Annotated in this window: 14 protein-coding genes and 2 pseudogenes; 2 read left to right on the top strand and 14 right to left on the bottom strand. The window is 69.5% G+C overall.

Annotated elements, in window-relative coordinates; translation table 11 throughout:
• Positions 1-8: 8 nt before the first annotated feature.
• From AB0L65_RS40455 to AB0L65_RS40410, 10 genes are all read right to left on the bottom strand, one after another.
• Complete coding sequence (locus AB0L65_RS40455; protein ID WP_364257059.1) at positions 9-878, bottom strand: SDR family NAD(P)-dependent oxidoreductase; 870 nt, start codon at positions 876-878, stop codon at positions 9-11.
• The gene (locus AB0L65_RS40450; RefSeq protein WP_364257056.1) at positions 875-2,248 is read right to left on the bottom strand and encodes a hypothetical protein; all 1,374 of its coding nucleotides are present in this window, start codon (positions 2,246-2,248) and stop codon (positions 875-877) included. Before AB0L65_RS40450 ends, AB0L65_RS40455 begins: the two co-directional genes overlap by 4 nt.
• Positions 2,245-2,955 (bottom strand): helix-turn-helix domain-containing protein, encoded by a 711-nt coding sequence (locus AB0L65_RS40445; protein WP_364257053.1) that lies wholly within the window; start codon positions 2,953-2,955, stop codon positions 2,245-2,247. Before AB0L65_RS40445 ends, AB0L65_RS40450 begins: the two co-directional genes overlap by 4 nt.
• Positions 2,956-2,997: 42 nt before the next feature.
• A complete protein-coding gene (locus AB0L65_RS40440) occupies positions 2,998-3,462 on the bottom strand; it encodes a hypothetical protein (protein ID WP_364257050.1) in 465 nt (154 codons plus the stop codon).
• Between the two features lie 15 nt (positions 3,463-3,477).
• Positions 3,478-3,753 (bottom strand): hypothetical protein, encoded by a 276-nt coding sequence (locus AB0L65_RS40435; RefSeq protein ID WP_364257047.1) that lies wholly within the window; start codon positions 3,751-3,753, stop codon positions 3,478-3,480.
• 70 nt (positions 3,754-3,823) lie between these two features.
• The gene (locus AB0L65_RS40430; RefSeq protein ID WP_364257044.1) at positions 3,824-3,970 is read right to left on the bottom strand and encodes a hypothetical protein; all 147 of its coding nucleotides are present in this window, start codon (positions 3,968-3,970) and stop codon (positions 3,824-3,826) included.
• A gap of 81 nt (positions 3,971-4,051) precedes the next feature.
• Positions 4,052-5,323: a cytochrome P450 gene (locus AB0L65_RS40425; RefSeq protein WP_364257041.1), complete on the bottom strand. Its 1,272-nt coding sequence runs from the start codon at positions 5,321-5,323 to the stop codon at positions 4,052-4,054.
• Position 5,324: 1 nt separating this feature from the next.
• Positions 5,325-5,525: a ferredoxin gene (locus AB0L65_RS40420; protein ID WP_350741656.1), complete on the bottom strand. Its 201-nt coding sequence runs from the start codon at positions 5,523-5,525 to the stop codon at positions 5,325-5,327.
• On the bottom strand, positions 5,522-6,196 hold the full coding sequence (locus AB0L65_RS40415; protein ID WP_364257038.1) for a helix-turn-helix domain-containing protein: 675 nt from the start codon (positions 6,194-6,196) through the stop codon (positions 5,522-5,524). The genes AB0L65_RS40420 and AB0L65_RS40415 overlap by 4 nt, the downstream gene beginning before the upstream one ends.
• Positions 6,197-6,535: 339 nt before the next feature.
• Positions 6,536-7,396 (bottom strand): phosphotransferase, encoded by an 861-nt coding sequence (locus AB0L65_RS40410; protein WP_364257289.1) that lies wholly within the window; start codon positions 7,394-7,396, stop codon positions 6,536-6,538.
• A 540-nt stretch (positions 7,397-7,936) separates the two neighbouring features.
• On the opposite strand from AB0L65_RS40410, the pseudogene AB0L65_RS40405 reads away from it, so the two are divergent.
• Together AB0L65_RS40405 and AB0L65_RS40400 are read left to right on the top strand one after the other, a co-directional pair.
• A pseudogene (locus tag AB0L65_RS40405) lies at positions 7,937-8,107 on the top strand (transposase); the annotation flags it as partial.
• 33 nt (positions 8,108-8,140) lie between these two features.
• Positions 8,141-8,503: pseudogene (locus tag AB0L65_RS40400) on the top strand (integrase core domain-containing protein); the annotation flags it as partial.
• Positions 8,504-8,616: 113 nt separating this feature from the next.
• On the opposite strand, the gene AB0L65_RS40395 reads toward AB0L65_RS40400, so the two are convergent.
• The 4 genes from AB0L65_RS40395 to AB0L65_RS40380 all read right to left on the bottom strand — a co-directional run bounded on the left by AB0L65_RS40395 (position 8,617) and on the right by AB0L65_RS40380 (position 24,684).
• Positions 8,617-8,976 (bottom strand): transposase, encoded by a 360-nt coding sequence (locus AB0L65_RS40395; RefSeq protein ID WP_364257035.1) that lies wholly within the window; start codon positions 8,974-8,976, stop codon positions 8,617-8,619.
• 52 nt (positions 8,977-9,028) lie between these two features.
• Positions 9,029-10,246, bottom strand: coding sequence for an FxsB family cyclophane-forming radical SAM/SPASM peptide maturase (locus AB0L65_RS40390; protein ID WP_364257032.1), 1,218 nt, complete (start codon positions 10,244-10,246; stop codon positions 9,029-9,031).
• Positions 10,247-10,379: 133 nt separating this feature from the next.
• Entirely contained in the window at positions 10,380-10,574 is a 195-nt protein-coding gene (locus AB0L65_RS40385) for a hypothetical protein (RefSeq protein ID WP_364257029.1), read from the bottom strand.
• 790 nt (positions 10,575-11,364) lie between these two features.
• Positions 11,365-24,684, bottom strand: coding sequence for a hemopexin repeat-containing protein (locus AB0L65_RS40380; RefSeq protein WP_364257026.1), 13,320 nt, complete (start codon positions 24,682-24,684; stop codon positions 11,365-11,367).
• Positions 24,685-24,813: the final 129 nt, after the last annotated feature.

The raw sequence follows: 24,813 nt of genomic DNA, 5'->3' as shown, positions 1-24,813 counted from the left end.
CTGTCCTCCTAGTTGTTCTGGGAATCCTCGGCGGCAGCCGGCCGGGCCTCAGGGCCCGCCAGCCATCCGCCGTCGATGGTGTAGACGCTGCCGCTGATGAACGACGCGCTCTCGCTCGCCAGGAAGACCACCAGGTTGGCGACATCCTCGCTGCGGCCGGCCCGGCCGAGCGGGAATCGGCTGCCGACGTTGCGCTCTTCGCCCATCTTTCGCATGAATTCGTTGCTGGCAATGAACCCAGGGCAGATGGCGTTGACCCGGATGCCCTTCGGCCCGAGCTCCATCGCGGCCGTCTTGACCAGTCCGAGCACCCCGTGCTTCGCCGCCGAGTACGCCGCCGCCATCCGGACTCCGATCAGCCCGGCCGTCGACGAGGTGACCACGACAGAGCCGCCCCCCGCGTCGAGCATGGCCCGGCCCGCCGCCTGCAGACCGAGCAGGACTCCGCGCAGGCAGACCGCCATCGTCCGGTCCCACGCGTCCAGCGGATACTCCAGGACGCTCGATGGTTCCCCGGTTCCGGCATTGAGGTGCGCGATGTGTACGGCGCCGTAACGTGCGATGGTCTCGCGGACCATCGCCTCGTTGTCCTCGGGCAAGCTGACATCGGTCCGGATCGCGAACGCGTCGCCACCGGCGGCGTTGATCTCCTCGGCCGTGCGCTGCGCGCCCTCGGCGTCGATGTCCGCGCAGCACACCCGCGCTCCCCGGGCGGCCAGAGTCGCCGCGGACGCCGCACCGATGCCCGACCCGGCGCCCGTCACCACCGCCACCCGCCCCTCGAGCAGGATGTTCCCCTGCGGTGCGGTGGTCGTCGACGTATTGGTCATCTGCCGCTTCCTCTCTGTTGAACGGTGAGCGACCGCGTGTGCGGTCACGGCCTGGCCAGCGGGACGACCCTGCGGAACTTGCCGCCGGGTTCCTGCTGGGGGTCTTCGTCGGAGCGCTCGAGCGTGACATCGCCGGCCCCGTGCTCTCCGAGCAGCTGGGCGAGGTCGGCGAACACCGTCCGCCACACCTGGCCGGGATCGGCGCCGTCGGCGATCCTGAGGCGCACGCGCAGCACGCCGGGTGCGGTCTGGACGATCTGGAACATGGCGACGCCGGGGATGCGATCCAGCAGCGTGCCGAAGACCATGGGCGACATGCTCACGGTCAGTCCGTTGCGAGCGGGGAACGTGAGCAGGTCCGCGGAACGGCCCTGCACCCGCAGCGCCGGGAGCAGGTTGCCGCACGGGCAGGGGTCGGGACGGAACATGACGCTGTCCCCGAGGTCGTACCGTAGGAACGGCTGAACCTGGTTCGCGAGATTGCTGATCAGGACCGTGTGCGACTGCCGGCCCGGCGGAACGGGCCGGTAATCGGCGTCGACCGGCTCGACCACCGCCCAGTCGCTGTTGACGTGGTACCAGCCGTACTCGCAGCCCAACCCCAGATAGCCGCACTCGGTGCACGCGTAGGCCGCGCGGACCTGGGCCTCGAATACGGTGGCGAGCCGCTCCCTGACCTCCGGTGTCAACGTCTCCCCACCGGGGATGACGAGCGCCGGACGGATGTGGAGCCGGCCGGCGGCCTGTTCGCCGGCCAGCACCGTGAGCATGCCGGCGAAACCGCTGAGGATGGCGGGCTTGAACCGGTTGAGCTCGTCGACCAGCTCCGGCAGCGGTTGCCGGATCGAGAACACCCGCATCCTCTGGCGGAGTCGCGGATGATCCAGCTGGAACCGGGCGGTGGTCGCGACCGTGTAGAAGTGCCCGCCAGGTGCGGTTACCACGGCGGTCCGGCCGCCGTTCGTGATCATGTGAAGGATATCGCGTGCGTGCAGCCCGCCTCCGGCGCGCGACGCGAGCACACCGTCGATGGAAAGGTTCTGCTCGTCCAGCACGAACAAGCCCCGGACACCGCTGGTTCCCGAACTCGTGGCCACCAGGTACTTGCCCAGGAACTGTTCCCCCACGCGAGCGGGATCTGCCACGAACTCCTCGACCCGTTCCCTGGTCACCTCGCTGTCGGTGGCCCAGTCGTCGAAGTGGCTCATCAGCAGCTTCTTGCTCGTGACCGGGAGCAGGCTCGGGTCGTCGACCTCGGCCGGCAGGTCCCCCAAGAACTCGCGGTAGTACGGCGAATGGGCGCGGGCGTAGGCCACCAGCTCGGCCAGCCGGGCCCGCTGTCGCCGCATGATCGCGTCGAGACCTCCCTGCATGTCACTTCGTGCGTCGCGGGCGAGCTGCCGGGTGTTCACGGTCATGGCGTCCGCTGTTTCTTGTCGTAGGTGTAGATCTCGGCGCGGTGCCGCGGCAGCGGCCCTTCCAACAACGCGATCACCCGCTCCGCAACGGCTTCCAGGACGTCGCGGCTGGGCGGCACCGGCGGCTCGAATGCGTGCTTGACGGTGTACGCGAGTGCGCCGGCCTTCTTCTGCAGGTCGATGTGGGCGGCGTCCGGGTCGATCCAGTCCATCACGTAGAACCCCATGTTCGACGCCATCACCGTGTACATGAGGTCCGGCACGTCGGCGCGGATCAACCCGTACTCGGCCAGCAGCCCGAACAGGCGCTCGTGCATGAGCAGTTCACGTTTGCGCAGCCCGCCGTCGAACCCCATGCTGTCCGCCTCGGGCGCCCCCCAGGTGGACAGCGCCCGCAGTACCGGCCGCCCCATGATGATCAGGTACGTGCTCGCCAACAGCCGATGCGGGAGCACGACCTCGGGATCGGCACGGAGCTTGGCCACCAGCTCCTCGACATAGGCAATGCCCTCCCGCACGACCACCGCCTCGAACAGCCGCCGCTTAGTAGGCCAGTGCAGGTAGACGGTCCCCTTCCCGATCGCCGCCCGTGCCGCCACATCCTCGACAGCCACCCTCCGGTAGCCGCGCTGGGCCAACAGCTCCGCCGCCGCATCCAAGATCCGGTCCGCCCGAGGGTCGGCACCCGCCGACACCTGGTCTCCCATATCCAACTCCCTGTCGACTTGTTGACCCATTTCGGAAATGCGTCAACAAGTCAGCAAGCTACCATCGGTGATCCACGCGCGCAAAGGAAGAAGTTGCGGGTCTAGCGTGCGCAAATGCGTACGATGTGCGCTAGGTTGCGTATCATGCCGTCGGACGAACAGCCGATCCCCTCGGTGGTCTCGACCACGTCGGAGATGTCGAGGGCGACCATCTCGCCCGCGCGCGGCGGTGGCGTAGCCCAGCAGGAACAGCACGGCGTCGCGCTGCCCGGCCAGCGTGGTGCGGTCGAGGGTGGCCGGCATCGCCCACAACGCGTCGGGCTCGGCGGGACTCGCCTTGTGGGGCCGGGCCGCCGGGTCTTTGGCCAGGGCGAGCCGGTGCCCGTAGCCGGTGAGGATCTTCCGGGCGGCTTTGGTCTCCGGCTTGGGTAGGCCCGCCAGCTCGTGCGTGGTGCGGATGGCGGCGATCGCGCGTTCGATGGTCGAAGGGGACGGGTCGTGCCGCACCTGCCCGGGGTGACGTCAGGTGGCGGGCGTACTCGGCGAGCGTGGCGGCGCCGGCAGAGGGACGCGGCCGTGCACCTCGCACCAGGCGCCGAAGGCCTTCATGTCGGCGGTGTACACGCGCCGGGTCGAGGCGGGGACCGCCTCGGTCAGCGCCTGGGGATGGTCGGCGCCGGCGGCGCGGGCGGCCGCGATGCGCTCGGCGAGGTGGTCGATCCGGCGGGCCCAAGCGTGCCAGTCCGGCACCTCGCCGCGGCCGGGGTAGCGGACGTCGTCCTGGATGCGCTGTTCCACCTCGTAGTCGATCTACCGGGCGAAGTCATGGAGCGGGCGGGCTGGATGAGGGGGCGGCGGCGCGGAGCATTTACGCTGTTCCGCACTCCCCCACGACCAGCCGCCGGAGCAACGCGGGGTCGCGGGTGACCAGCGCGACGACGCCGAGCGCGACGACCAGGGCCGCGTAGGCCAGGGCGAGCGGCGCGGCGATCCGGCCGAAACGGTAGCGGCGCACGGGACATCCTCGGGGGGCGGTTCGGACCGGGCAAAGGCGCCCAACCCTAGCGAGCCACCCCGAAGGATCAAGTATCGGTGCTCAGCCGATGCGGAGCGGGAGCGTACGCGGGCCGCGGACCTGGCCCGTGGCCCAGGTGACCGCCGCCGGGTCGTCGAGGCCGAAGACCGGTATGCGCTCCAGCCACACCTCCAGGGCGATCCGCAGCTCCATGCGGGCCAGGTGCGAGCCCACGCAGCGGTGGATGCCCAGGCCGAAGGCGGCGTGCCGGTTGACGTCGCGGTCGATGACGACCTCTCCGGCCCGGTCGAACTGCTCCGGATCGCGGTTGGCCGCCGGGAACGACAGCAGGACCCAGTCGTCGGCCTTCATGTCGACGCCGTTCCAGCGCATGTCCTCCTTGACCAGCCGCGCCATGGTGACCGGCGCGTAGGCCCGCAGGAACTCCTCCATCGCGGCCGGCAGCAGCTCAGGCTCGGCCACCAGCCGCTCGCGGTCGCGCGGCGTCTTGGCCAGATGCCACAGCGACGCCCCGATCGCGCTCCACGTGGTGTCGATCCCGGCGATCAGCAGCAGCGCCATCGTCCCCGCCACGTGCGAGGACTCCAGCTTCCGCCCGTACAGCTCGGCGTCGACGAGGTAGGTCGTCAGGTCGTCGCGCGGGTGGTCCACGTGGTCGCGGATCTGGACGAGCAGGTAGTCGAACAGCTGCTCCATCCCCTCCATGCGCTTCTCCGCCGGCCGGTTCACGCCTTCGAGCGCGTTCTCGATGAACTCGCGGAAGCGGGGCCCGTCCTCCGGCGGGAAGCCGAGCATGTCGGCGATGACCCGCATCGGGATGTGCTGGGCGTAGTCGCGGGCCGCGTCCACGACGTCCTGGCCGGCCAACCCGTCGATGAGCTCATGGCAGAGCGCCCGCGTCGACGCCTCCCGCCTGGCGACGGCGGTCTTGGTGAACGCCGGCAGCAGCAGCCTGCGCGCGTCGTGGTGGAACGGCGGGTCGGAGGAGATCGGCGGCGAACCGCCGATCGGCGCGACCTCGCGGGGCGGCCGGAAGTTGCTCATGATGATCGAGCGCGAGGAGAAGCGCTCGGTGTCGTACGCGATGGCCGCAACGTCCTCGTGCCGCGTCGGCAGCCAGCCGCCGCCGAAGCGGTCGGTGTGCGCGATCGGGCAGCGCTGCCGCAGCTCGTCCTGGATGGGGTACGGGTCCGCGGCCCACTCGGGCTCCAGATGGGAGAAGTCGGTCGCCCAGTCGGACACCGGGCCGGTGACGATCTCGTTGCGCGTGCCGAGGGGCGGGTCGTCTCCCGTGCCCCGGAAGTCCTGGCTGAAACGGTCGTCAACGGTCATCTCACGCCTCCTCCACGAGGTCGATCGCCCGCTCCGGGCAGTTGGCCACCGCCAGGCGCGCCGCCGGCTCCTCCCCCGGCGGCACGACGCCGTCGCCGACGACCTGCCCGTAGCCCTCGCCGTCCTCGCCGAACAGGCCCGGGGCCAGGTCGTAGCAGCGGCCGTGTCCCTGGCAGCGCCCGGGATCGATCTGTACTTTCACTGCGGCTTCTCCGCTCTCTCTGGTGGGGCGATGGGCGGGTCTTCCGCTCTGTCCGGTGGGGCGATGTGCGGGTTCTCCGCTCCGTCCGGTGGGGCGATGGCGGCCACGACGCGGGTCAGCAGCGCCGACCATTCGGCGTCGTCGACGGCGTGCAGGTCCGGCGTGATGAGCGCGCTGCCCATCGCCAGCAGCAGGCAGAAGTGGGCCAGCGCGTCCGGCGACAACCCGGGGTCCAGCTCTCCGTCTCCCTGGCCCGTGCGTACCAGCTCGGCGATCCAGTCGGCCCGCTCCCCCACGTAGTCACGCATCGGCCGGGCGACGTCCTCGTCCCGCCTGGCCGCGACCAGCGCCTCGACGACGAGGTAACCGGGAGCCTCACGGGGCCGCGGCAGCCGTCGCCCGAGCACCAGGAGCAGCTCCGCGGCCGACCGGTCGGGGTCGGCGGCGAACAGGCCCGCCAGGATCCGCCGCCCGTGGGCGCGCAGCGCGGCGACGAGCAGCTCGGCCTTGGAGCCGAAGTGCGCGTACAGCGCGCCGTTGCTCACCCCGGCGGCGGCGGCGATGTCGGCGACGCGCGTGCCGTCATACCCGCGTGCGGCGAACACCTCGGCGGCCGCCTTCAGCAACCGCTCACGCGTCTCGGCGGCCGTGACGCCCGCGATGCGACCCATGAGTGAATTTAAAGATTGTTCATTTGATACGTCAAGCACGTCCGCCGGACCGCTTCGGGTGTCTGGCGGCCTTGAAGACGACAGTCCGTCACGGCAACTGGAAGCGGACATGGAAGCGCGCAATCGAGGTTGGCAGTAGCGGCGTGTACGACAGGAGGTTCGGCCCGGAATGAGGCTGTGAACGATAGATGGCCGTTGAGAGCGATAGGTGGCCACGATGGGCGGGGTCATCGCCCAGTTACTGCGACCCCCAGCTACAGGTGGTGCGCATGGGGTTGCAACGGCGACGGTAGCGTCGCTTGGTTCCTTGCCGCTTTCACACGTGACCTTCGGCGATGTCTACGGAGCATCCAGTCGCCTGGTGACCGTGTCGAGTGTCGGCCAAGGAGGACCCTTGCGCAGCGAGCGCAAGAATTCCTCTCCGAATCGCCGCCCGTTCGGAAGCTGGTCGCCAAGTTCCCAGCGCCAGGCTGCGACCATCGCGAGAACGAGCTGCCGGCACTCGTCCAGCAGTCCTTGGTCAACGTTCGGATAGTGCTCGCAGACCGACTCGGGGACATGGGCGAGATCGAACTCGACGGGCCCACGGCAGCATGTCTCAAGGTCGATGAACAGCGGGCCGTCCTTCGTACCGAGCACATTGCCTGGATGCGGCTCGCCGTGCAGCAGCTGCTCTACGGCGCCGCGGTCCTCGATCGCCCGTCGCAGGCTTCCCAGTCTGGTGCTGAGGAACGCGCGGTCCGCGTCGGCGAGCTCTGGCGAGAGATTCGGGTTGGCAACGACGTCTTCCGCCTCAGCGATGCGATCCGTGAACCGCGGGCTCGGCACGTCAACCTTGCGCATGCCGATGTGCAACTGCTCCAGGGCCTTGGCGTAGTCGACTGGTGAGGTGTGAGGTGTCACGGGTTCGTAGTAGGTCCACAGCGTCACTCTGAAGCCATCGCGCGTGTACACACGTGGGTCCACCCGAGGGTCCAGGAGGCCCGACGGGCATCCGACCTGGGCGAGCCGTTGAGCGAGCTCGACCTCAAATTGTGCAGCCTCATGTCGCACGGGGGCGACCCGGGCAAGGACGTCGCACGGCGTCAGCCGCAGCGCCAGCCTGTTCGAGTTGTGGAGAACGATTGCGTCGCCGGCCGGCAGGTCGAGCGATGCGGCGACCGAAGTCGCTGCCGCGATCGCGCACGTGATGTCGGTCATCTCCACCCTCGGATCTTGGCATAGATGACCGAGGACGGTGCCAACCGGCCTGGCCAGGTGCCCACTATCGTGGCTCGGCACAGCGGGTGACCAACTACCGCTCTCAGGGTGGCAACTACTGCTCACACTGGCCATCTACCGCTCACACGCTCACGGAATGATGACGGTCTGGCCCCGACGGCCGGCGTTGGTGGTGGCACCGGCGTACGGCGAGTCGTTCGCGTCGTGGGTTGATCGGATGGCGGACCACAACGGGTGTCCGGCGGGTCTGCTGGGGGAATCGTTGGGGATGCCGGCGCGGGCAACGGCGGTAGACGTACGGCCTCTGACGTTCGGTGTGCTGATCGAGGAGATGACCTGCGTTGCGATCGAGTCGGCTACGGGAGTCAGGCCGGATGTCGTGCAGGCAATGCATCTCAGCGTTTATGAGGGTGCGGTGCTGGATTTTGCCGATGTTCGTGCGGGCGGGGAAGGCGCTGCGGGGCGTTCCTCCTTGAAGTGGACACCTTGGAGACTGGATCTTGAGATCCAGCGGAAGAGATGTCACTGATGGTGATGAAGAACTACTCGCCCGAGTTCAAGGCCGACGCGGTCGCGTTGCTGTTGTCCCGGCCGGACCGGACGATCACGTCGATCGCGAGGGACCGGGGAATCAGCCACGAGACGCTGCGGGTATGGTTGCGCGCCGCGCAGGCCCGGGGCGAGGGCAGGCAAGGCGCGGCTGGCGCGGCCACGAACGGTAAGGACGCGCTGCAGGCCGCGGCCCACACCCGGGGCGACCGCCTGGAGGGCGCGATCTTTCACAGCGACAACGGCGCGCAATACTGCTCGCGGGAGTTCGAACGGGCGTGCCGCAGGCTCGGCGTCACCCGCTCGCGTGGAGCGGTCGGCACCAGCGCCGATAACGCTTTGGCCGAGTCGTTCAATGCGACTCCTGAACGCGAGACGCTTCAGGGCGCGCACCGCTGGCCCGACGCCCGGATCGCCCGCCTGGCGGTGTTCGGCTGGGTCACCCGCTACAACACGGTCCGACGGCACTCCCGCCTCGGTCAGCTCAGCCCGATCACCTACGAGAAGACAGCCGATAGCCTGAAAACTGCCACCTGAGATCGGTGTCCACACTCAGGGGGAAGGGCCCCCGTCGGTGCAGGTCACGGTGATCTGGGCGTCGACGATCCGCACCGGGACCGAGCCGATCACCGACAGATAGGAGCCGTCGGTCAGGGGGACAGGATCGGAGCACGGCGGTTGCTGCCCAGGCGGGCGACGATCTGAGCTCCGGTGCCCGTCACCGCGGTGATGAAATCGTTGCCATCGAATCCCTTGTCCCACAGCACGAGCATGTCCGGGGTCAGCAGGTGCAGCAGCCGCTTAGCGCATGCGGTCTCGCCCGTGGCGCTGGGCCCGAAGACCGCGCCGATCATCGGCCGGGTGCCGGTCTCCACGAGGGTCATCAGCTCCAGTTGGGGATAACCGCCATGGGCCGGCCGATCGAGCCAGGCCCGGTTCCGGCTGGTATCGGGGACCTTGAGCGAGCCGCAGCCGTCGAAGGAGACCGTCCGGTAGCGGCCGAACCGCACCCCGGGCGTCAGCGGCGAACCGATGCGACCGGCAGCCTCCCGCTCCCTTGGGTCAAGCGTGTTTCAGCACGTCCTTGGCCACGCGCTCGACGATGTGGCCGATGAGACGGGATAGGTCCGCGCAGTAGACGGATGGGTTGAGGTAGCCAGTTCCGACCTTGTAGCGGTGGGCGTAGAGCCCTCCGCCGCAGATATCGCGGATCGGGCAGGCCTTGCAGGTGTCGCAGAGGGCGTCAGCGCCGATCTGCCTGGCGACCACGCCGGGCTGCAGCAGGAGCGCGTCGAGCGAGTCGCGTGACACATGGTGGCCGGTGATAGCGGCGCGGTTAAAGGCCGACTTGAGCTGGTGGCAGAAGTCGATCGAGCCGTTGGTGTCGATGGTGAGCGACTGGAAGGGTGCGAGGCCCACGGTCTCCGCGCGGCTGTGGCCGCCCAGGACGAGGTTGATGATCTCGTCGAACAGGCGGACGGACGTCGGCCGCGTCGGAGTGTCATACCACCGATCGAAAATCGTAATGAGCCAGTCAGCGTACGGCGTTATATACGCGTCACCGCCCCAAGCCGGCGGTGGGTCGTTCCAGTTCCCATGTGGAAGCAGGAAATCGAGCATGGGCGGCTCATGGGCGACGAGCGCCTCATAGACATCAATGGGGTCGTTGGCCACGTCGATCGTGCACAACAGGCCGGAGAACAGGTCTCGGTACTCCGGCGTTCGCAGGGCGTCGAGGCCGCTGATGGTCGCGTCGTAGCTGCCGCGGCCGTTCGCGTACTTGCGGTGGCGGTCATGCGCTTCCCGGTCCCCGTCCAGGCTGACGTAGGCACGGATTCCGCACGCGCGCATCAGCCGCAGGTTGTCCGGGGTGAGGAGCACCGCGTTCGTGGTCATACGGAGGTCGAGCTCGATGCCGGCGGGCGTCTCAGCGTGGAAGCGCTCGGTGAGGTAGGTGATCAGTTCGGGGCCCGCCATCAGCGGTTCGCCGCCGTGCAGGACCACCTTGGCCATGGGTACGTCACCGGCGTGGGTTCGAAGGTGCTCGCCGTAGCGGGTGGCGGCCTGATCGACGGTGTCCTTCGACATGGTGGCCGGGTTGTCTTTCCAGCTGTCATCGGCCATCTCATATACGTAGCAGTAGTCACACGACAGGTTACATCTGCTGTGAACCTTGATGACGAACTCGACGAATGGCTTCGGTTGCCACTGCGGATTCGCCAGGGCCGCGTCCACTGTATCCTTCGTCGGCCACTCTTGGATTTGGGCGTCCAGCTTCACCTTTGAATTTATGGCGACCAGGGGGAGTTCTCTCATCTGAGCCATCCTCGTCCTGCTGTTCTGTCGGTGAAAGGCTGCGCGACTTGTCCTGCTGATTGCCGCGCAGCCAGAAGCCACGCTGGCGCGGAATCGGTCAGCTGTTGAACTGTCTTGCCGGCTTGTAAACCACATCGTCGCTGGTCACACGGTCGATCGCGGTGCCCAGCGCGCTATGATCGGTGTCGGCGAAAGCGGCCGCGCCTGCGGTGAGGGCGGCGACTGCGGTTGCGGTGGCGGCGGCGAGCGCTGCGATCCGCCGCAGATAATCCGGGTGGGATGTCTCAGACATGTCGCGTCTCTCCTTCGATCGGGGAATAGAGTTCCTGCGAATTGGCGGAGATGCCTCGATCTGCGATCGAGTGTTTCGCGAGCCTTTCCAGTGGGCCCGCGGCGGTCAGGGTGTGACGACTTCCCGGCAGATTCAGGGTGCCGACTGTTTCCCGTACTGCTTGAGGGGTGCACAACTCGGTGTTGATGGTTTCATCGGTGTTGAGGATTACGGCTTTTCGACGTGTTGAGATCGCTCCTTTTATTGGATGATTGCACGGCTATAAGCGCCTTTTCGGTCACTGTAAAGGATGGCGCCATATAACGGCCATATTATGAATATATGCTGAATGCACCGTGCGCCGACAACCGGGGTTCCGCCCGGTAGCCTGACCTCGTCGCACACGACTTTCGGTCGGCGCGGCGCGAGCAGGAAGCGGTAGCGGAGGCCTCGCCAGCGCGGTCGACGGCCCATCGGTGCGGAGGCCGCGGGAAGTCACTTGCTGCCTCGCCGCGAGGTCATCCGAAAGTAGTCAGAGGCGTCCGAACAGGGTTCGGGTCACGCTGCCAACTTGAATGCCGTTCGGCCACATTTATTAGATGGTCATCTAAATGGCAGTGCCCAGGTCGTCCCTAGGCTTCACTGTCATGTGCAGTGACGCCAGACAGGGGCGTGGAGCTGGTCATGGGGCAGCGGGTGTGCCCACGCGGCCGGTCGGGTTTCTCTGTCCGGACGTGCCGAGGGCACGGCGACGGGACGCGGTACGGCCCGTGCCCCCGACCAGGACTGGCCGGGGGCACGGGAGAGCCCGCTAGCGGGCGCGGTAGGACACGATCAGGCCGAGGCCTTCGAGAGCGGACTTGTCGCCTTCCAGGACCAGACGCCAGGTCCCGGCGGTGAGGCCGGGGGTCGGCAGGAGCTTGCCCTCGTTGAGGGTCAGGCGTCGTTCGCCGTTGAGGAGGAAGCGGGCCGAGCCGGCCGGTGAGTACAGGGCGTACACGCCGGTGATGGCGCGGCCGGTCATGCCGGGGAACATGTCCGGGGTGAACGGGAGGGTCAGCGTGTCGTCGGAGCCGTCGACGAACGTCGACCACTCCTCGGGGAACTCCGCCGGGATGTCGCAATAGCGAGCCGTGGCATAGGGCTTGAGCATGCCCTTGACCGCGCCGGCGAAGAGCTCACCGCCCTGTTCGGCGGAGTACTTCACGGTGATGGTGACGTCCATGAGTTGCGGGGCGCCGCCGGAGGGCAGCTCCAGGCGCCACCGGGAGACCGCGCCGGTGCCCTCGAAGGGAAGGTAACGGTCGTCGTCGTAGCGAAGGTCGAAGAGGCCGTTGTTGTCCTTGTACTCCTCCAGGTCCGACAGTGCGATCTGCTGGCCGCCGCGCCAGTCGGCGCGCAACGTCGCCGGCATCGGGCCCTTGGGGTCGAGGAGGTACTTGACGGCCTTGGGATCGGCCGCGAGCACCGTTCTGCTGTCCAGCTGGGTCAGCACGGCGTTGAGCGCGATCGGCCCCTCCGGGCCGGTGAAGGTGACCGACACCGTCTTGACGCGCCGGCGGTAGTGCCCGGGGAAGTCGCGGTCGAAGAGGGCCTCGGTCAGGGCGAACTCGCAGCGGCCGGTGGTGCGGAGGCCGAGCGCGGCCACCGGGTCCAGCGCCAGCAGCGACACCTTCTTGATGATCTCCAGGCCGCGGCGGTCGCTCTCGACCCACGCCTTGCCCAGCCGCTCCAGGTCCAGCCCCAGGCTTTCCGCGGCGAGCAGGCCGTTGCGCCGGCTCTCCCAGTAGAGCGGCTGGATGTAGTCGGCCTCCCCCTCGGGGACGCCCCGCTCGTAGTGGAAGGACCGTTGCGCGGAGCGCGCCATGTCGTACGCCATCGAGTAGGTCTGGAAGTACAGCCCGGCCAGCCGCCCCGACATCCACTGGTACAGCTGGAGGTTGGTGAACTTGCCGGTCATGAAGGCGCCGACGGCCTCCTGGTTGGCGATCTGCTGATCCAGGATCTGCAGCTCGCGCTGGGCGGCCTTGAGCCGGAACTCGGCTGCCTTCACCTGGTGGCCGAGCTGCTCCACGTCGTTGCGGGCGAGGGCGAGCTGGAAGGTCCAGTCGCTCACCATCCGCTCCTGCTCGGCACGGATGCCGAGCAGCTCGCCGATGACGTTCAGCGCCTCGGCCGCCGACGACGAGGCCTCGCCGCCGTGCTCCAGGGCCTCCGTCACCTGCTCGCGGCCCAGCTTGGTGCCCATGATGAACAGGCCCAGCAGGACGTCCGGCAGGCCCGAGGCGATGGCCGCGCCGGCCTGGAAACCGGTCGCGACGACGTGGGCGACGACCGCCGCGGACATCATGCCGAGCTGCGCCTGCTCCAGCGGCGTCAGCCCGGCGGCGATCAGCCCCTCGTAGTGGTCGACGCGGTTCTGCGCGCCCTGCTCGCTGACCTGCACCTCGCTCAGGCCCTGGGCGGCGATCTCCACCTCCGCCTCGCGCACGGCGCGGGTGAGGGCCAGGATCGTGCCCTCGTGCCGATTGTTGAGCAGCGCCAGCTCCTCGGAGTCGCGCCGCTCCAGCACGCTGAGCAGGTCGCCGCCGAACTGCCGCAGCTTGTCCACCAGCTCCTGCGCCTTGCGGAAGACGGAGGAGAAGCGGTAGTGCGGCACCGGCAGGGTCGCGGCGGCGGCGAGCCGGTCGAGCGAGGCTCCCGCCGCCGCCCCGCGCACCAGCGCCATCACGTCGGCCGGCGGCTCGAACAGCGGCAACGGCCGGCTGACGCCCATGATGTCGAGCGAGGCCCGGATCTTGCGCAGCCGGTCCTCGACGCGGTCCCAGTACTCCAGGAAGACGCCGTTGGCGGGGACGTGGAAGTACGGTCCCGCGACGCTGGCGTGCACCTCGCCCGCCTTCTCCAGCATCGCGCCGCCCGCGGTGAGCTCGGGGAGCCCATCGTCCTCGGGCGCCCGGCGCAGCTCCTCGTAGGTGAGCGCGGGCGTGAGGGCCCGCGGGCCGAGGTCCTCGGGCGGCCGCTCGCCGAGCAGGTCGTAGGCGAAGATGTAGAGCATCCTGGCCTCGTCGACGCTCTCGGCGGTGTACTGCCTGAAGAGCAGGTCACCCCAGTCGAGCAGGTTGTCGACGTACGCCATCACGACCGCGCGCCGGTAGGCCGGCGGACGCAGCTCGGCGATGGCGTGCGGGTCGAAGGGATCCTCCAGGTACGCCTTCAGCAGCGCGGCCCGGTCGCCCATGAGGTCGTACTGCTGGCGCAGCCGGCCGAGCAGGGCGATGCGTTCCAGCAGGCCCTTCAGCGCCGGCCCGGCCCCCGGCGGCGCCTCGAGCGCGTTGAGCGCCTCCTCGATCGGTGGCAGTCCGGCGGTCGACGGCCCGCCGGACGGCAGCTCGGCGAGGTAGTCCTTCTCGGTCTCGCTCAGCTCGCGCTGGTGCTGGAAGGCGGGGGCCATCGGCTCCACCTTGACCAGGATCGCCTCCAGCTCGCCGGCCGGCTTGCTCACGTCGGCCCCTCGGCGGGCGAGCTCGGCCAGGTCGTCGCGGCAGCTCTGGACCAGCGCCTCGACGTCCGCCGCCAGGAACGGCAGGAACCGCCAGTATCGCGGCATGGTGGGGTCGAAGACGTACTCGTACCAGGTCCGGGCGTCGTCGAAGCGCTGGGCGGCGTTGAGCGCCTGGGCGATGAGCGTGGGAGCGTGGAAGAAGACCTCCCAGTAGTAGATGCCGTTGCCGCTGTTGAAGTCCAGGTGCGTGCCGGCCGGCACGCCCTGCTCCGCGGTCGACTCGGTGACCATGATCGTGGTGGCGTCGGAGACCCGCGTGCTGAAGGACGGCAGCTCGTCGAGCTCCTGGATCTCCGGCGCGAGCAGCGCGGGCACGCCGCCCTCCAGCAACGCCTTGTTCAGCCTGTACGCCGTGCTGGAGGTGAGCCTGATGACCTCGTGCGGCAGCGCGGCGATCTCGTACGGCCGCTGGACCTTCACCGACGAGGGGTAGGTGACGTACGTGGAGCCGAGGAACAGGAAGAGGTCGGTGCTGTCGAGCACGCCGTTCAGCCCTGTCTCCCAGCCGTCGGGCAGGCCGCCCCAGTTGCCGCTGACCGTGGAGAACTCCTTCATGGACGCCAGCTCTTCGCCGGGCCGCAGCACCGTGTAGTCCTGGTCGCTGAAGACGTAGCGCAGGCCCGAGCGCTGGAAGACGGCCCGGACGCGGCGGCTCATGGGCTTGGGATAGCCGGGGTCGGCCAGAGCGGCCACCTCGCCGCCCTTGAGCGTGTAGCGGACGTACTCGAGGTTCCTGGCGAGGAACAACGTGGCGTCCTTGCCGCCGGTGCCGGGGACGACATAGGCCGCGTCGACGCCCTCGTCGGTGACAGCCGTCCTGGCCACGCCCAGGGGCTTGATGGGGGACGGCTCGCTCTGGACGTATTCCCTGGAACCGTTGCCGGACTGTCCCCGGCCCTTGCCGGGTTCCTCGCGGGTGATGGACAGGTAGGTGTGGGTGTCGTTGTTGAAGAAGTAGACGCTCTCGCCGTGGCGGAAGGGGGCGCTGACGGGGCCGGACTGCGGCAGGCCGTCCTTGTTGCCCCGCAGCTGGCTCGTGCGCTCGTTCTGGCTGTCCCCGCGCCGGTAGGAGTCGCCGTTCACGAGGAAGACGTCGTCGCCGCGGATCAGGAGCGCCCCCACCGGCGTGTTGCCGGTCGCCCACGGCGGCTGGAAGGTCTCCAGGGGGTTGCCGGGAAGGGTGCGGCGCATCCACACGTGCTGCCCGGCCGAGTGGTAGTACTCCACGCCGTTCGCGTCGACGGCGGCGGCGTCCACCTTGTCCCACTGCGGGAAACCCTCTTTGTTGCCGTTGATCAGCTTCGGATAGCCCACGTCGATCCTGCCGAAGGGGGCACCGGAGTAGCGGTAGTAGTACGCGCCGGAGAACAGGTAGAGGAACCCGTCCTTGACGATGGCGGCGTCGACCCCGGCCTTGTCGTTGTACAGGGGGGTGGGGACGTGTCCCCAGCGTTCGGCCGTCAGCGGCTTGCTGAGGCGGGTGGCGGTCGTCCGGGTCGCGGAGACCTCCACGTAGTAGGGACCGGAGCCGCTCTCACCGGTGTTGTTGAAGAAGTACCTGACGCCGCCGGGCAGCTCGACCGCGGCGTGGATCGGGGACCACACCGGCAGCTTGTCAGGATTGCCGCTCAGCTGCCGCGGCTCCTCGCCGCTGCCCTCCGGGGCGATCGGCCGGCACAGGAAGCTGCCGCCCTTGTGGTCGACGCTCATCCACGGGTCGCTCTCGGCCCCGGCCGGCAGGGTCAGCTGGACGACCTTGGACTCCTCGATGGGCTCGCCGAAGATCTGCTCCAGCCGGGACGGCCGCACCGGCTCGGGCACGCCCTCGGCGCGGATGGCGTACAGCTCGGGGGTCAGCGCGAACGCCGACTGCACCTTCTGCGGGCCCTCCGGCTTGGCGACCGTGTAGGTACAGGTGATCAGGATGGTGTCGTGCGTGCCGCCATCCGGCACCGGCACGGTGGCGGACGCCTGGACGTACAGGCTGACGGCGTCGACGGGCGCGTCCAGCACGTCCTCCAGGGGCAGGACCTGCGAGGGCACCCATTCGCCGTTGAGGTTGCGGAAGGAGTAGTTGACGCGCACGCGGTACTTGGGCGGCGGCGGGGTGAGCGTACGGTTGTCGCCGCTCTGCTGCTCGGTGAGCGTGGTCTGGGCGCCGGGCTCGGGCGCGACCGCCTCGGCCGTGGGCCAGAAGACGAAGATGCGGCCGAAGGCGTGCACCGGGTAGACGATCTCGGCCTCGACCTGCGCGTCGACCTTCAGCCACGGCTCCCAGGTGGCCGACAGGCGCCCGTCGTCCCTGAACTCCGCCTCGCGGCAGTAGTAGCGCCTCGGCTCGGTCCTGGTCCGGCCGAACAGCACCAGCCGCCGGACGCCCGCTTCGGCGCCGTCCGCGCGGTAGACGTAACCGCCGGCGATCGAGAGCCTGGAGACCTCGGTGTACTCGTCGAGGTAGCGCTTGTACGCCTGCTCCACCTTCTCCTGGGTGATCTCGCCCTGCAGCAGGTCGTCCTCCAGGGCGCGGAAGGCGGGCGTCTTGGAGCCGCGCAGCTCGGGGCGCAGGTAGTTCTCCGGGTAGAGGAAGACCTTCCTGTTGGCCTCCCACAGGCGGTAGTTCTTCAGCCAGGCCCACCAGGTCCTGATCCGCCGCCTGGTCTCCTCCGGGTCACGCCCGCCCGGCACCGTCACCCGCTCCAGGTCGAGCAGGTAGCGGTGCACGTAGAGCTGGGCGGCCGCGATGGCCTCGCGCACCCGTGAGGTGCGGCCCTGGCCGCCCATCTCGACGTCGGCCAGCAGCCGGTCGTACAGCTCTCCCGGGGTGCCCGGGGCGATCGAGACGAGGGCGTCGCGCTTGAGCACGTTGATCTCGTCGTGGACGGCGGCAGACAGCGCCTCCCACTCGCCGGTGTACAGGCGCTCCATGATCCCGTAGAGGGCGGTGTTCGCGGTCGCCAGGGCGGGCGCGTCGCCGAAGGCGGGCCGCCACACGTCGGTGTAGAGCGTGGACGGGGCCTCCCCCATCCGGTCGGTGAGCGTGAACAGCTCGACCAGGCGGAGCAGGAACTCGACCTCGAAGCGGTCCTCCTCCCGCCGCACCGGTGCGGCGCTCACCGCCGCGGCCGCGATGGCCTCGGGTTCGGCGGTCAGGAGCGCGGCGTTGCGCTTGGCCCACCTGATCTCGTCGACGTCCCAGCCGAACAGGTCTCCCAGGTAGGCGTACGGGTCCTGCACCACGGCCGGCGGGTCCAGCAGGAAGGCGGGCAGGCCGTCCGGGTGCCGCCGGGCGAGGTCGATGAACCTGGAGATCGTGTGCACGTCGCTCAGCCGGTAGTCGGCCGTGCCGCCCCAGCGGTAGCGGAACCGCTGCGGGTAGGTGCGGTCCACCTCGTGATAGCCGCGGGAGTAGCGTACGTATTCGTCGCCCTTGCACAGGTACGTGCGGTCCTCGAAGACGAAGGCGCCGTCGACGCCGGACTCGAAGCGGCCCGGCAGGTCGCCCCAGTCGTCCCGGACGGTACGGGGGTGGCCTTCCTCCACGAACTCCAGCGCGCCCGGACGGTAACGGACGTACTGCTCGCCCTTGAAGGCGTACAGCTCGCCGGTGGGCGCGGCGAAGGCGGCGTCGATCAGCCGGTGGCCGGCGTCGGCGAAGGCGTTGCGCACCTTGCCGAACAGGGCGTTGACGGGCTGCGCGGCCGGTTCGCCGACCCGCAGGCAGCGGTCGCCCTTGATCAGGTGGACGACGCCGGCGGGGCCCGGGGTGCGGAAGGCCGCGTCGAGGCCGTCGGCGAAGTCCGCGGGCGGGTCCTGCATGCGCAGATCGAAGGCGAGGCCGGGGAGGATGGCGCGGGGGTAGCCGTCGTCGGCGTACGCGTACTCGGTGCCGGTGTAGCGGACGTACTGGTCGCCGGAGAACAGGTAGGTGTGCGCGCCGGTGACGATCGTCGCGTCCACCTTCTCCCTCTCCACGAGGTTGTTCCGGACGCGGCCGAGGACGGCGAGGTCGCGGGTGGCGGTCGCGGCGCGGGAGACGACGTGGCAGGAGCCGCCCGCGAAGAGGTAGGCGGTGCGGCCGTTGGCGATGGCGGCGTCGATCGCGTGGCCGGTGACCGCGTCGTCGAACGACTCCGGCAGGTTGGCGAAGGCCGCCTCGCGGCGCAGGTTGCCGACGATCTTCTTCGGGTAGCCGGGATCGATGTAACGGTATTCGGAGCCTGTGTAGCGGACATACCGGTCGCCGGAGAACAGGAACGTCGTGTCGTCGCCGAAGACGCAGGCGGCGTCGATCCTGGCGGTCGCGTCGTCGGGCACGAACGGGTTGGGCGATCTGCCCCACCGGTCGCGGATGACGGCGAGCGGGGCGAAGTCGTGCCCGTCATGGCGGGAGTACTGCTCGGAGAGGAAGAAGTACGTCGAGCCGTCCGGCGCGGTGAACGCCGTGCGCAGCGCGTCACCGTCTTCCCGGCTGGCTTCGAGGATGCGCTCGAAACCGGGCCAGAGCCGCTCGATCGGGCGCGGGTAGGACCAGGCGCCGGCCCGCTCGTCGTACTGCACGCAGTGCTCGCCGAGCAGCAGGAGCATGGTGTCGCCCGCGAACAGCACCGCGTCGGGCACGGGGTGTCCGGGGATGCGGTACTGCTCGGGCACCTGCCAGAAGCTCTCGTCGGCGAGCTGCGGCTCGCCGTCGGGCTCGGTGTAGTCCGTGCCGGAGTAGACGAGGTAGCGCATGCGGCCTTCCTCGTCGGGCGACTCGAAGACGTACGTCTTCGTGCCGCGCACGTACGCGAGCGCGACGTCGTCCAGGCCGCCCCAGTGCTCGGAGATGAGCCGTGGCTCGCCGTCGATGGTGAGGCCGGGGTTGGGGGCTGCGGTGTCGGCGGGGCCCGGGTCGGCGTAGGCGACGAACTGGTCGCCGCTGAACAGGTACGTCCTGCCGTCCCTGCCAACGAACGCCGCGTCCACCTTGTTGTCCTGATAAATCGTGTTACGTGGCTTGCCCCACTCCTCGGCGAGGAGGTACGGCCTGTTCAGCCGGGTGTTGACGCAGTTCGGCCCCTTGAACAGGTACGTGGTGCCGTCGGCGCCGCGCAGCACGGCGTCGAGCCCACTGCGGAACTCCTCCGGCGCCGCGCGCAGCGACCGCGGCGTACCGGTCTCCTGCGCGAACCCGAAGCCTTCGACGGCCTCGACGCCCGCGCGATGGCGCCAGCCGCCGCCGTCCTCCGCCAGCAGCTTGCCGTCCTCCAGGAAGGCGCAGCTCAGCCCGCTCAACGAGGCGTCGTCGTAGCGGCGGTAGAGGCCGTCGGACACGATGTGGCAGCGGCCGGCGCGGAAGAGGTGGACATTGCGGCGGTCGGCGAAGGCGGCGTCCACGCCGTCGAGCGTGACGTCCAGGGCCGCCATCCCGGGCTCCCGCGACAGCGCGGACAGAGCGGCCGGATAGCCGTCCTGTACGTGGTCGAGCTCCGTACCCAGGTAACGCACGTACTGGTCGCCGGAGAACAGGTAGGTGTAGTGGTTGTCCACCTTCCTGCCGTCGATCTCCTCCGTCACGGTCCTGGTCAGCGCGGCGTCCACCAGGCCCGTCCGGGCGATCCTGTTGACCACGTTGCCCCAGTACGCCGGGACCGAGGCCGGGTAGCGGTCGTCGGCCCTGGTGTAGTCGCCGCCGGAGAAGCGGATGTACCGGTCGCCGGAGAAGACGTAGGTCCGGCCGTCCTTGCCGACGAAGGCGGCGTCCACCCAGGTGAAGGGCAGCAGGCTGTCCCAGTGGCCGTCGATCGTGCGCGGCTCCGACCACCAGCGGTGCCGGGCGTCGGACACCACGAAGCTGTTGCCGGCGAAGAGGTACGTGCGGCCGGTGCCGTCGGTGAAGACCGCGTCGATGACCGCGAAGCGGGGGTCGGCGGCCAGCGAGGCGGGCAGGTTCCACCAGTTGTCGGAGACCGGCTTGGGGTAGCCGGCGTCCGGGGTGGCGTAGTCCCTGGTGGAGTAGCGGACGTGGAAGTCGCCGCCGTCGGCGTGCACCTGGATGTGCAGCGGGTTCCTGCGGAGCGTCAGCGCGATGCCCTGCTCGGTGCCGACGTGCCACGTCCGGTACTCGTCCGTGCCCTCGGCGGTGACGGTGGCCTTCTCGGCCAGGGTCAGGCCGTGCTCCAGGAAGTGGCGGCGCAGCGCGGGAGACAGGCGGCCCTCGTTCAGTTCCGGCTCCTGGGCGAGCGGCACGTCGAACAGGTGGCCGCCCTGGCCGAACAGGTACGTCTTTCCGTCCATCACGAAGGCGGCGCCGACCTTGCGCAGCCCTCCCCAGTCACCGGCGATCCTGCGCGGGTAGCCGAGATCGACGACGGCGTAGTCGGCGCCGGAGTAGCGGATGTACCTCTCGCCGCTGAACAGGTAGGTCTTGCCGTCCATGCCCACGAGCCCGGCGTCCACCGCGCCGCCGGCCAGCACGTCGGCGACCCTGCCCCAGCGCTCGGCCGTCGGCTGCGGCACGCCGCCGCCGGAGGCGGCGAAGGAGACCGTCCTGCCGTCCTTGAACAGGTGCACCATCCCCGAGACGGGCTCGGTGAAGGCCGCCTCGACGTCAGTGTGGAACTCACCGGGCAGCCGGGTGAACTCGGTCTCGATCCGCCGCGGATAGCCGTCGTCCACCCGCACGCCGTCGTTCTCCACGCTGTCGGTGTAACGGACCACCTGGTTGCCGCGGAACAGGTACGTCCTGCCGTCGGGGCCGGTGAACGCGCAGTCGAGGCTCTGCGCGCCGTCGAAGGCGTTGCGGATGCGGCCCCACCGGGCGGAGATCGGCTGCTCCTGCCCGCCGATCTCGAAGTAGCGGCCGCCCGCGAACAGGTGGACATGCCCGTCCACGTCCTGGAAGGCCGCGTCGAGCGCCCCGGTGAACGCCTCGGGCAGCGGCGTGTCGTGGCCCTCCGCCTGCCACCATTCGGCGACGCCGCGCGGGTAGCCCTCGTCGACTGTCGTGAAATCGGGGCTCGAGTATCGGATGTACTGGTCGGCGCAGAACAGGTAGGTTATGCCGTTCTCGTCCACGTACGCGCTGTCGATCCGGCGCGGGGCCTCGAAGTTGTTCCTGACCTTGCCCCACAGCTGGTCACGCGGGGCCCAGCGGATGCTGCCCGGCTCCTTGACGAACAGGCGCGAGACCTCCCGTTCGGGGACCTCGTCACCCTCGTCGCGCTCGACGGCGCGGCCGACGATCCACTCGGCGCCGCCGGGGAAGGCGAAGGCGGCGTCGACCCGGGTCAGCCCGGTGAACCGGGGCGACAGCTCGGTCAGCGCCTTGGACCTGGGGTCGAGCAGGGCGTACGTGTCGGCGGAGTAGGCCCAGTAGACGTCGCCGGCGAAGACGTAGATATGGCCGTCGGAGCTGCGCAGCACCGCGTCCACGACGTCGACGCCCGGCGGCAGGGCCAGGGGCTCGGGGTATTTGCCGGTCAGGTCCTGGTCGTGGAAGGCGACGGCGACCTCGGTCTCGTCCATGCCGAGCTTGCCGGCCAGCAGCGCGAAGCGGCGGATGCGCTCGTAGGCGGCCTGGAAGTGCGGATCCGACAGCCGCCGGGGGACGGCGATGACCGGCGGGATGAGGATCTCCATCGCCTCGGGCAGCCCGCCGGCGACGCCCGCGCAGATCGCCGCGGCGCTCTCCTGGGGCACGCCGAACGCGTCGGCCAGCGCGGAGGTCAGCGCCTCCTGCTGCTGCCCGGCGCGGTTCTCCAGCGTGGCGGTCACCTCCTCGACCGCCTCGGCGAGCGCCACGGCGACCGCGTGCAGCAGGAAGAACACGTCCCGCTCGAAGTCCTCCAGCCCCTGCAGGACGAAGCTGACGACGTTCGCCGGGTTGGCGAAGAAGGGGACCGCCTCGCGCGGCACGGACAGGCCGTCGGTGAGGTGTCCCTGCGCGATCAGCTTCTCGACGACCAGGCCCTGCTGCTCGTCGTCGAAACCGAGCTCGCCCAGCGCCTCCAGGTGGATCCGGTACGGCCGCTCGTCCTGCGCGCACTCGGCGACCCGCCGGGCCACGATGCCGGTCTCGGCCGCGGTGAACCCGTCGCCGAGCGTCTCCACCTCGGCGACCGGCCAGCCGTCGCTCAGATAGGTGCCCTCCATCGCGGCCATCGCCCGCTGCGCCATCGCCAGGTCCGCGACCTCGGTGAAGTCCTCGGGGGTGAAGGTGTAGAGCTCGGCCTCCAGCTCGCCGATCTGCCGTTTCGCGGCGTCGAGCACGGCGTTGCGGTGCGGGTGGAATTCGGGCGGCAGCGCGAAGTCGGCGGGCTGGAGCGCGGCCAGCGCCTGCTTGTTCAGATAGCGGCCGTTCTCGTCGATGTAGCCGTTGAAGCGCAGCCCGTCCATCAGCCGGGCCAGCCGCGCCTCGCTGAGCCGCAGCCCCGTGAGAAGCCCGGGGTCGAGGACGAGCGGCTCGGCGCGGAAGGCGTCGATGCGCCGGCGCAGCAGGGTGAGCACCTCGGGGGCGACGTCGGACAGGCCGGCGTTGACGCGGAACGCCTCGACGTTCTCCTCGTCGGCGAAGAACGCCGGATCCTGGACGGCGCCCTCCTCGTCGACGTACCCGTGGAAGATCAGGTTGTCGTACAGCTCGTCGAGCTGGCCCTGGGACAGGTTGCCGACCGTGGCCAGATCGGACGGGTAGAAGGACGAGGTGCCGTTGCCGACGCTGTTGATCAGCTTGAACAGCGCCTCCTTGAACGACGCGAAGTCCCGCTCCAGGTTCAGGGCGTAGTCGGTCTCGGGCATGCCCTCGGTGACGAGCGTGCCGTCGGCGCGCAGCCGTCCGCTGAAGACGAGCTGCGCGCGGATCTTGCCGGCCAGCCGCTCACCGAGCCCCAGCCCGATGAGGTCGTCGTCGACGATCATGCCGAGGGAGGTGACCGCCTCGTACGCGGCCACGGCCACCGTGTCCGGGTCGAGGCGCAGCAGCCGGGCGTCGCGTCCCGACACCACCGCGCCGGTGTGGGTCGCCAGCACGTCGTGTACGGCCTGCGCGGCCCGCGGCCCGAAGCGCTCGCCCTCGAACATGGCCGGCTCCATGGCCACCGCCTGGAACCGCTGGTCGAGGCCCTCCAGCACCGCGAGCCGGTCATCCCCGCCGGACGCGCCGGACCCACTGGACCCGCCGGACCTGCTCCCCAGGATCTCGGCCAGTTCCTGCGCGCCGAAGCCGCCGTCCTGCATCCACCGGGCGACCGCGAGCAGCGTCTGGGCCAGCCACAGGCCGGAGGCGGGGTCGCCGCCCTCCAGGATGCGGTAGCAGTCCTGCGTCTCCGGCTCGACCCCGCCCAGGAGGGAGAACGTGGAATACCGCCACAGCGACGGGTCGCTCTCCAGCACCCCCAGCAGGTCGAACAGCTCCCCGGCGGACATGCCGAGCGCCGAGGTCAGCCTGCCGGTCCGCCGCAGCAGCGCGATCTGCGACGACCCGATCGGGCCACGGTCGAAGGGGCTCGGCTCCAGGGCGCTGTAGCGGTCGCGGTAGCGCCGCACGGTCTCCATGATGTCGCTCTCGGAGGTCCCGATCCCGATGGCCAGCTTGCGGCGGTACTCCTTGTTGTGCGGGCCGAGGATGTCGCCCGACATCGCGGGCAGTTCCTCGGGCACCGGCTCGACCTCCGCCACCAGCCCGCACACCGCGTCGACGGTGAGGTCGTAGCCCTGCCGCAGGTGCACGGCGAGCGCGGTGATCCGCAGCGCGGCCGCGTCGAGCGTGCTCCCGCAGCACGTGGTCAGGACGCGATCGAGGTCGCTGAGGCCGAGGCCGGTCCACCTGGTCAGCCGGACGATCCGGCTGATCCGGTCGTACCAGCCGGAGGTGGCCCCCTCCAGCCGCGTGCCGTCCGGCGACATGGTGACCGGCTGGCTGCCCTGGTTGACGTACGAGTCCTTGGGCGGGCGCACGAGGTCGTCCGGCTCGCCGAGCAGCTCCCGCAACTGCAGCGCCGACAGGCCCGTCACCTGCTTGAATCGTTCCACATCCGCGAGCGAGGTCAGCGCATCCTGTGGTGCGAGCCCGTAGAACGCCTTGATCCCCGCCTCGTCCGCAGGCGACGTCAGATGCGTGACGGCCTCCGCGGACAATCCCAGGAACAGCCGGGCCACCGTGTCGGCGTCGGCCACCGGAGCGAAGATCCGGTAGAGCTCGTCCGGTCCGGTCCTGAGGTGCCGGAGGTAGGTCTTGAAGCGCTCCTCGTCCAGCGAGAACGGCATCCCGAACGGGTACTTCAGCCGCTGCCGCATCCGCTCGTACGGCTGGTCCCCGGCGAGCCTCTCCAGCAGCTCGATGACGATGTCCAGGTAGGGAGCCTCGCCGAAGGTGTTCTCCCCGTCCAGCAGGACCTTCTTCAGGTCGGCGCGCCGGTCGTCGCCGAGCAGCGCCGGCTGCTCCAGAACGGTCTCGAGCAGCCCCAGGAGATCCGCGAGATAGGCCCCGGGCGAGTAGACCGTCCTGGCCTCGTCCTCCTGCCGGTGATCGAGATTCGTGTCGTCGAACAGTTCCTCGTAGCTCGGGATCGGCTCGTTGCCCGCCATGCGTCCCCCCTCAGAGAAGCCTGTGTAGTCCGGACCGACTCCACAGAGCGGTCCGCGCCCTCACAGATACAAGCGCAGAAACCGCGCCACGAATATGGCGGCAAAGCCACCTGTGCTCACCCGGCTCAG

This window comes from Nonomuraea sp. NPDC052116 (assembly GCF_040680035.1).
In the GTDB taxonomy this organism is placed as follows: domain Bacteria; phylum Actinomycetota; class Actinomycetes; order Streptosporangiales; family Streptosporangiaceae; genus Nonomuraea; species Nonomuraea angiospora_A.
This window is presented reverse-complemented; position numbering and strand designations above follow the sequence as displayed.

What these genes read in the sequence shown, in the direction of transcription:
- AB0L65_RS40410 (WP_364257289.1), bottom strand. Translation starts at nt 7,396, where the DNA reads ATGACCGACATCACGTGCGCGATCGCGGCAGCGACTTCGGTCGCCGCA.
- AB0L65_RS40425 (WP_364257041.1), bottom strand. Translation starts at nt 5,323, where the DNA reads ATGACCGTTGACGACCGTTTCAGCCAGGACTTCCGGGGCACGGGAGAC.
- AB0L65_RS40445 (WP_364257053.1), bottom strand. Translation starts at nt 2,955, where the DNA reads ATGGGAGACCAGGTGTCGGCGGGTGCCGACCCTCGGGCGGACCGGATC.
- AB0L65_RS40380 (WP_364257026.1), bottom strand. Translation starts at nt 24,684, where the DNA reads ATGGCGGGCAACGAGCCGATCCCGAGCTACGAGGAACTGTTCGACGAC.
- AB0L65_RS40450 (WP_364257056.1), bottom strand. Translation starts at nt 2,248, where the DNA reads ATGACCGTGAACACCCGGCAGCTCGCCCGCGACGCACGAAGTGACATG.
- AB0L65_RS40385 (WP_364257029.1), bottom strand. Translation starts at nt 10,574, where the DNA reads ATGTCTGAGACATCCCACCCGGATTATCTGCGGCGGATCGCAGCGCTC.
- AB0L65_RS40415 (WP_364257038.1), bottom strand. Translation starts at nt 6,196, where the DNA reads ATGGGTCGCATCGCGGGCGTCACGGCCGCCGAGACGCGTGAGCGGTTG.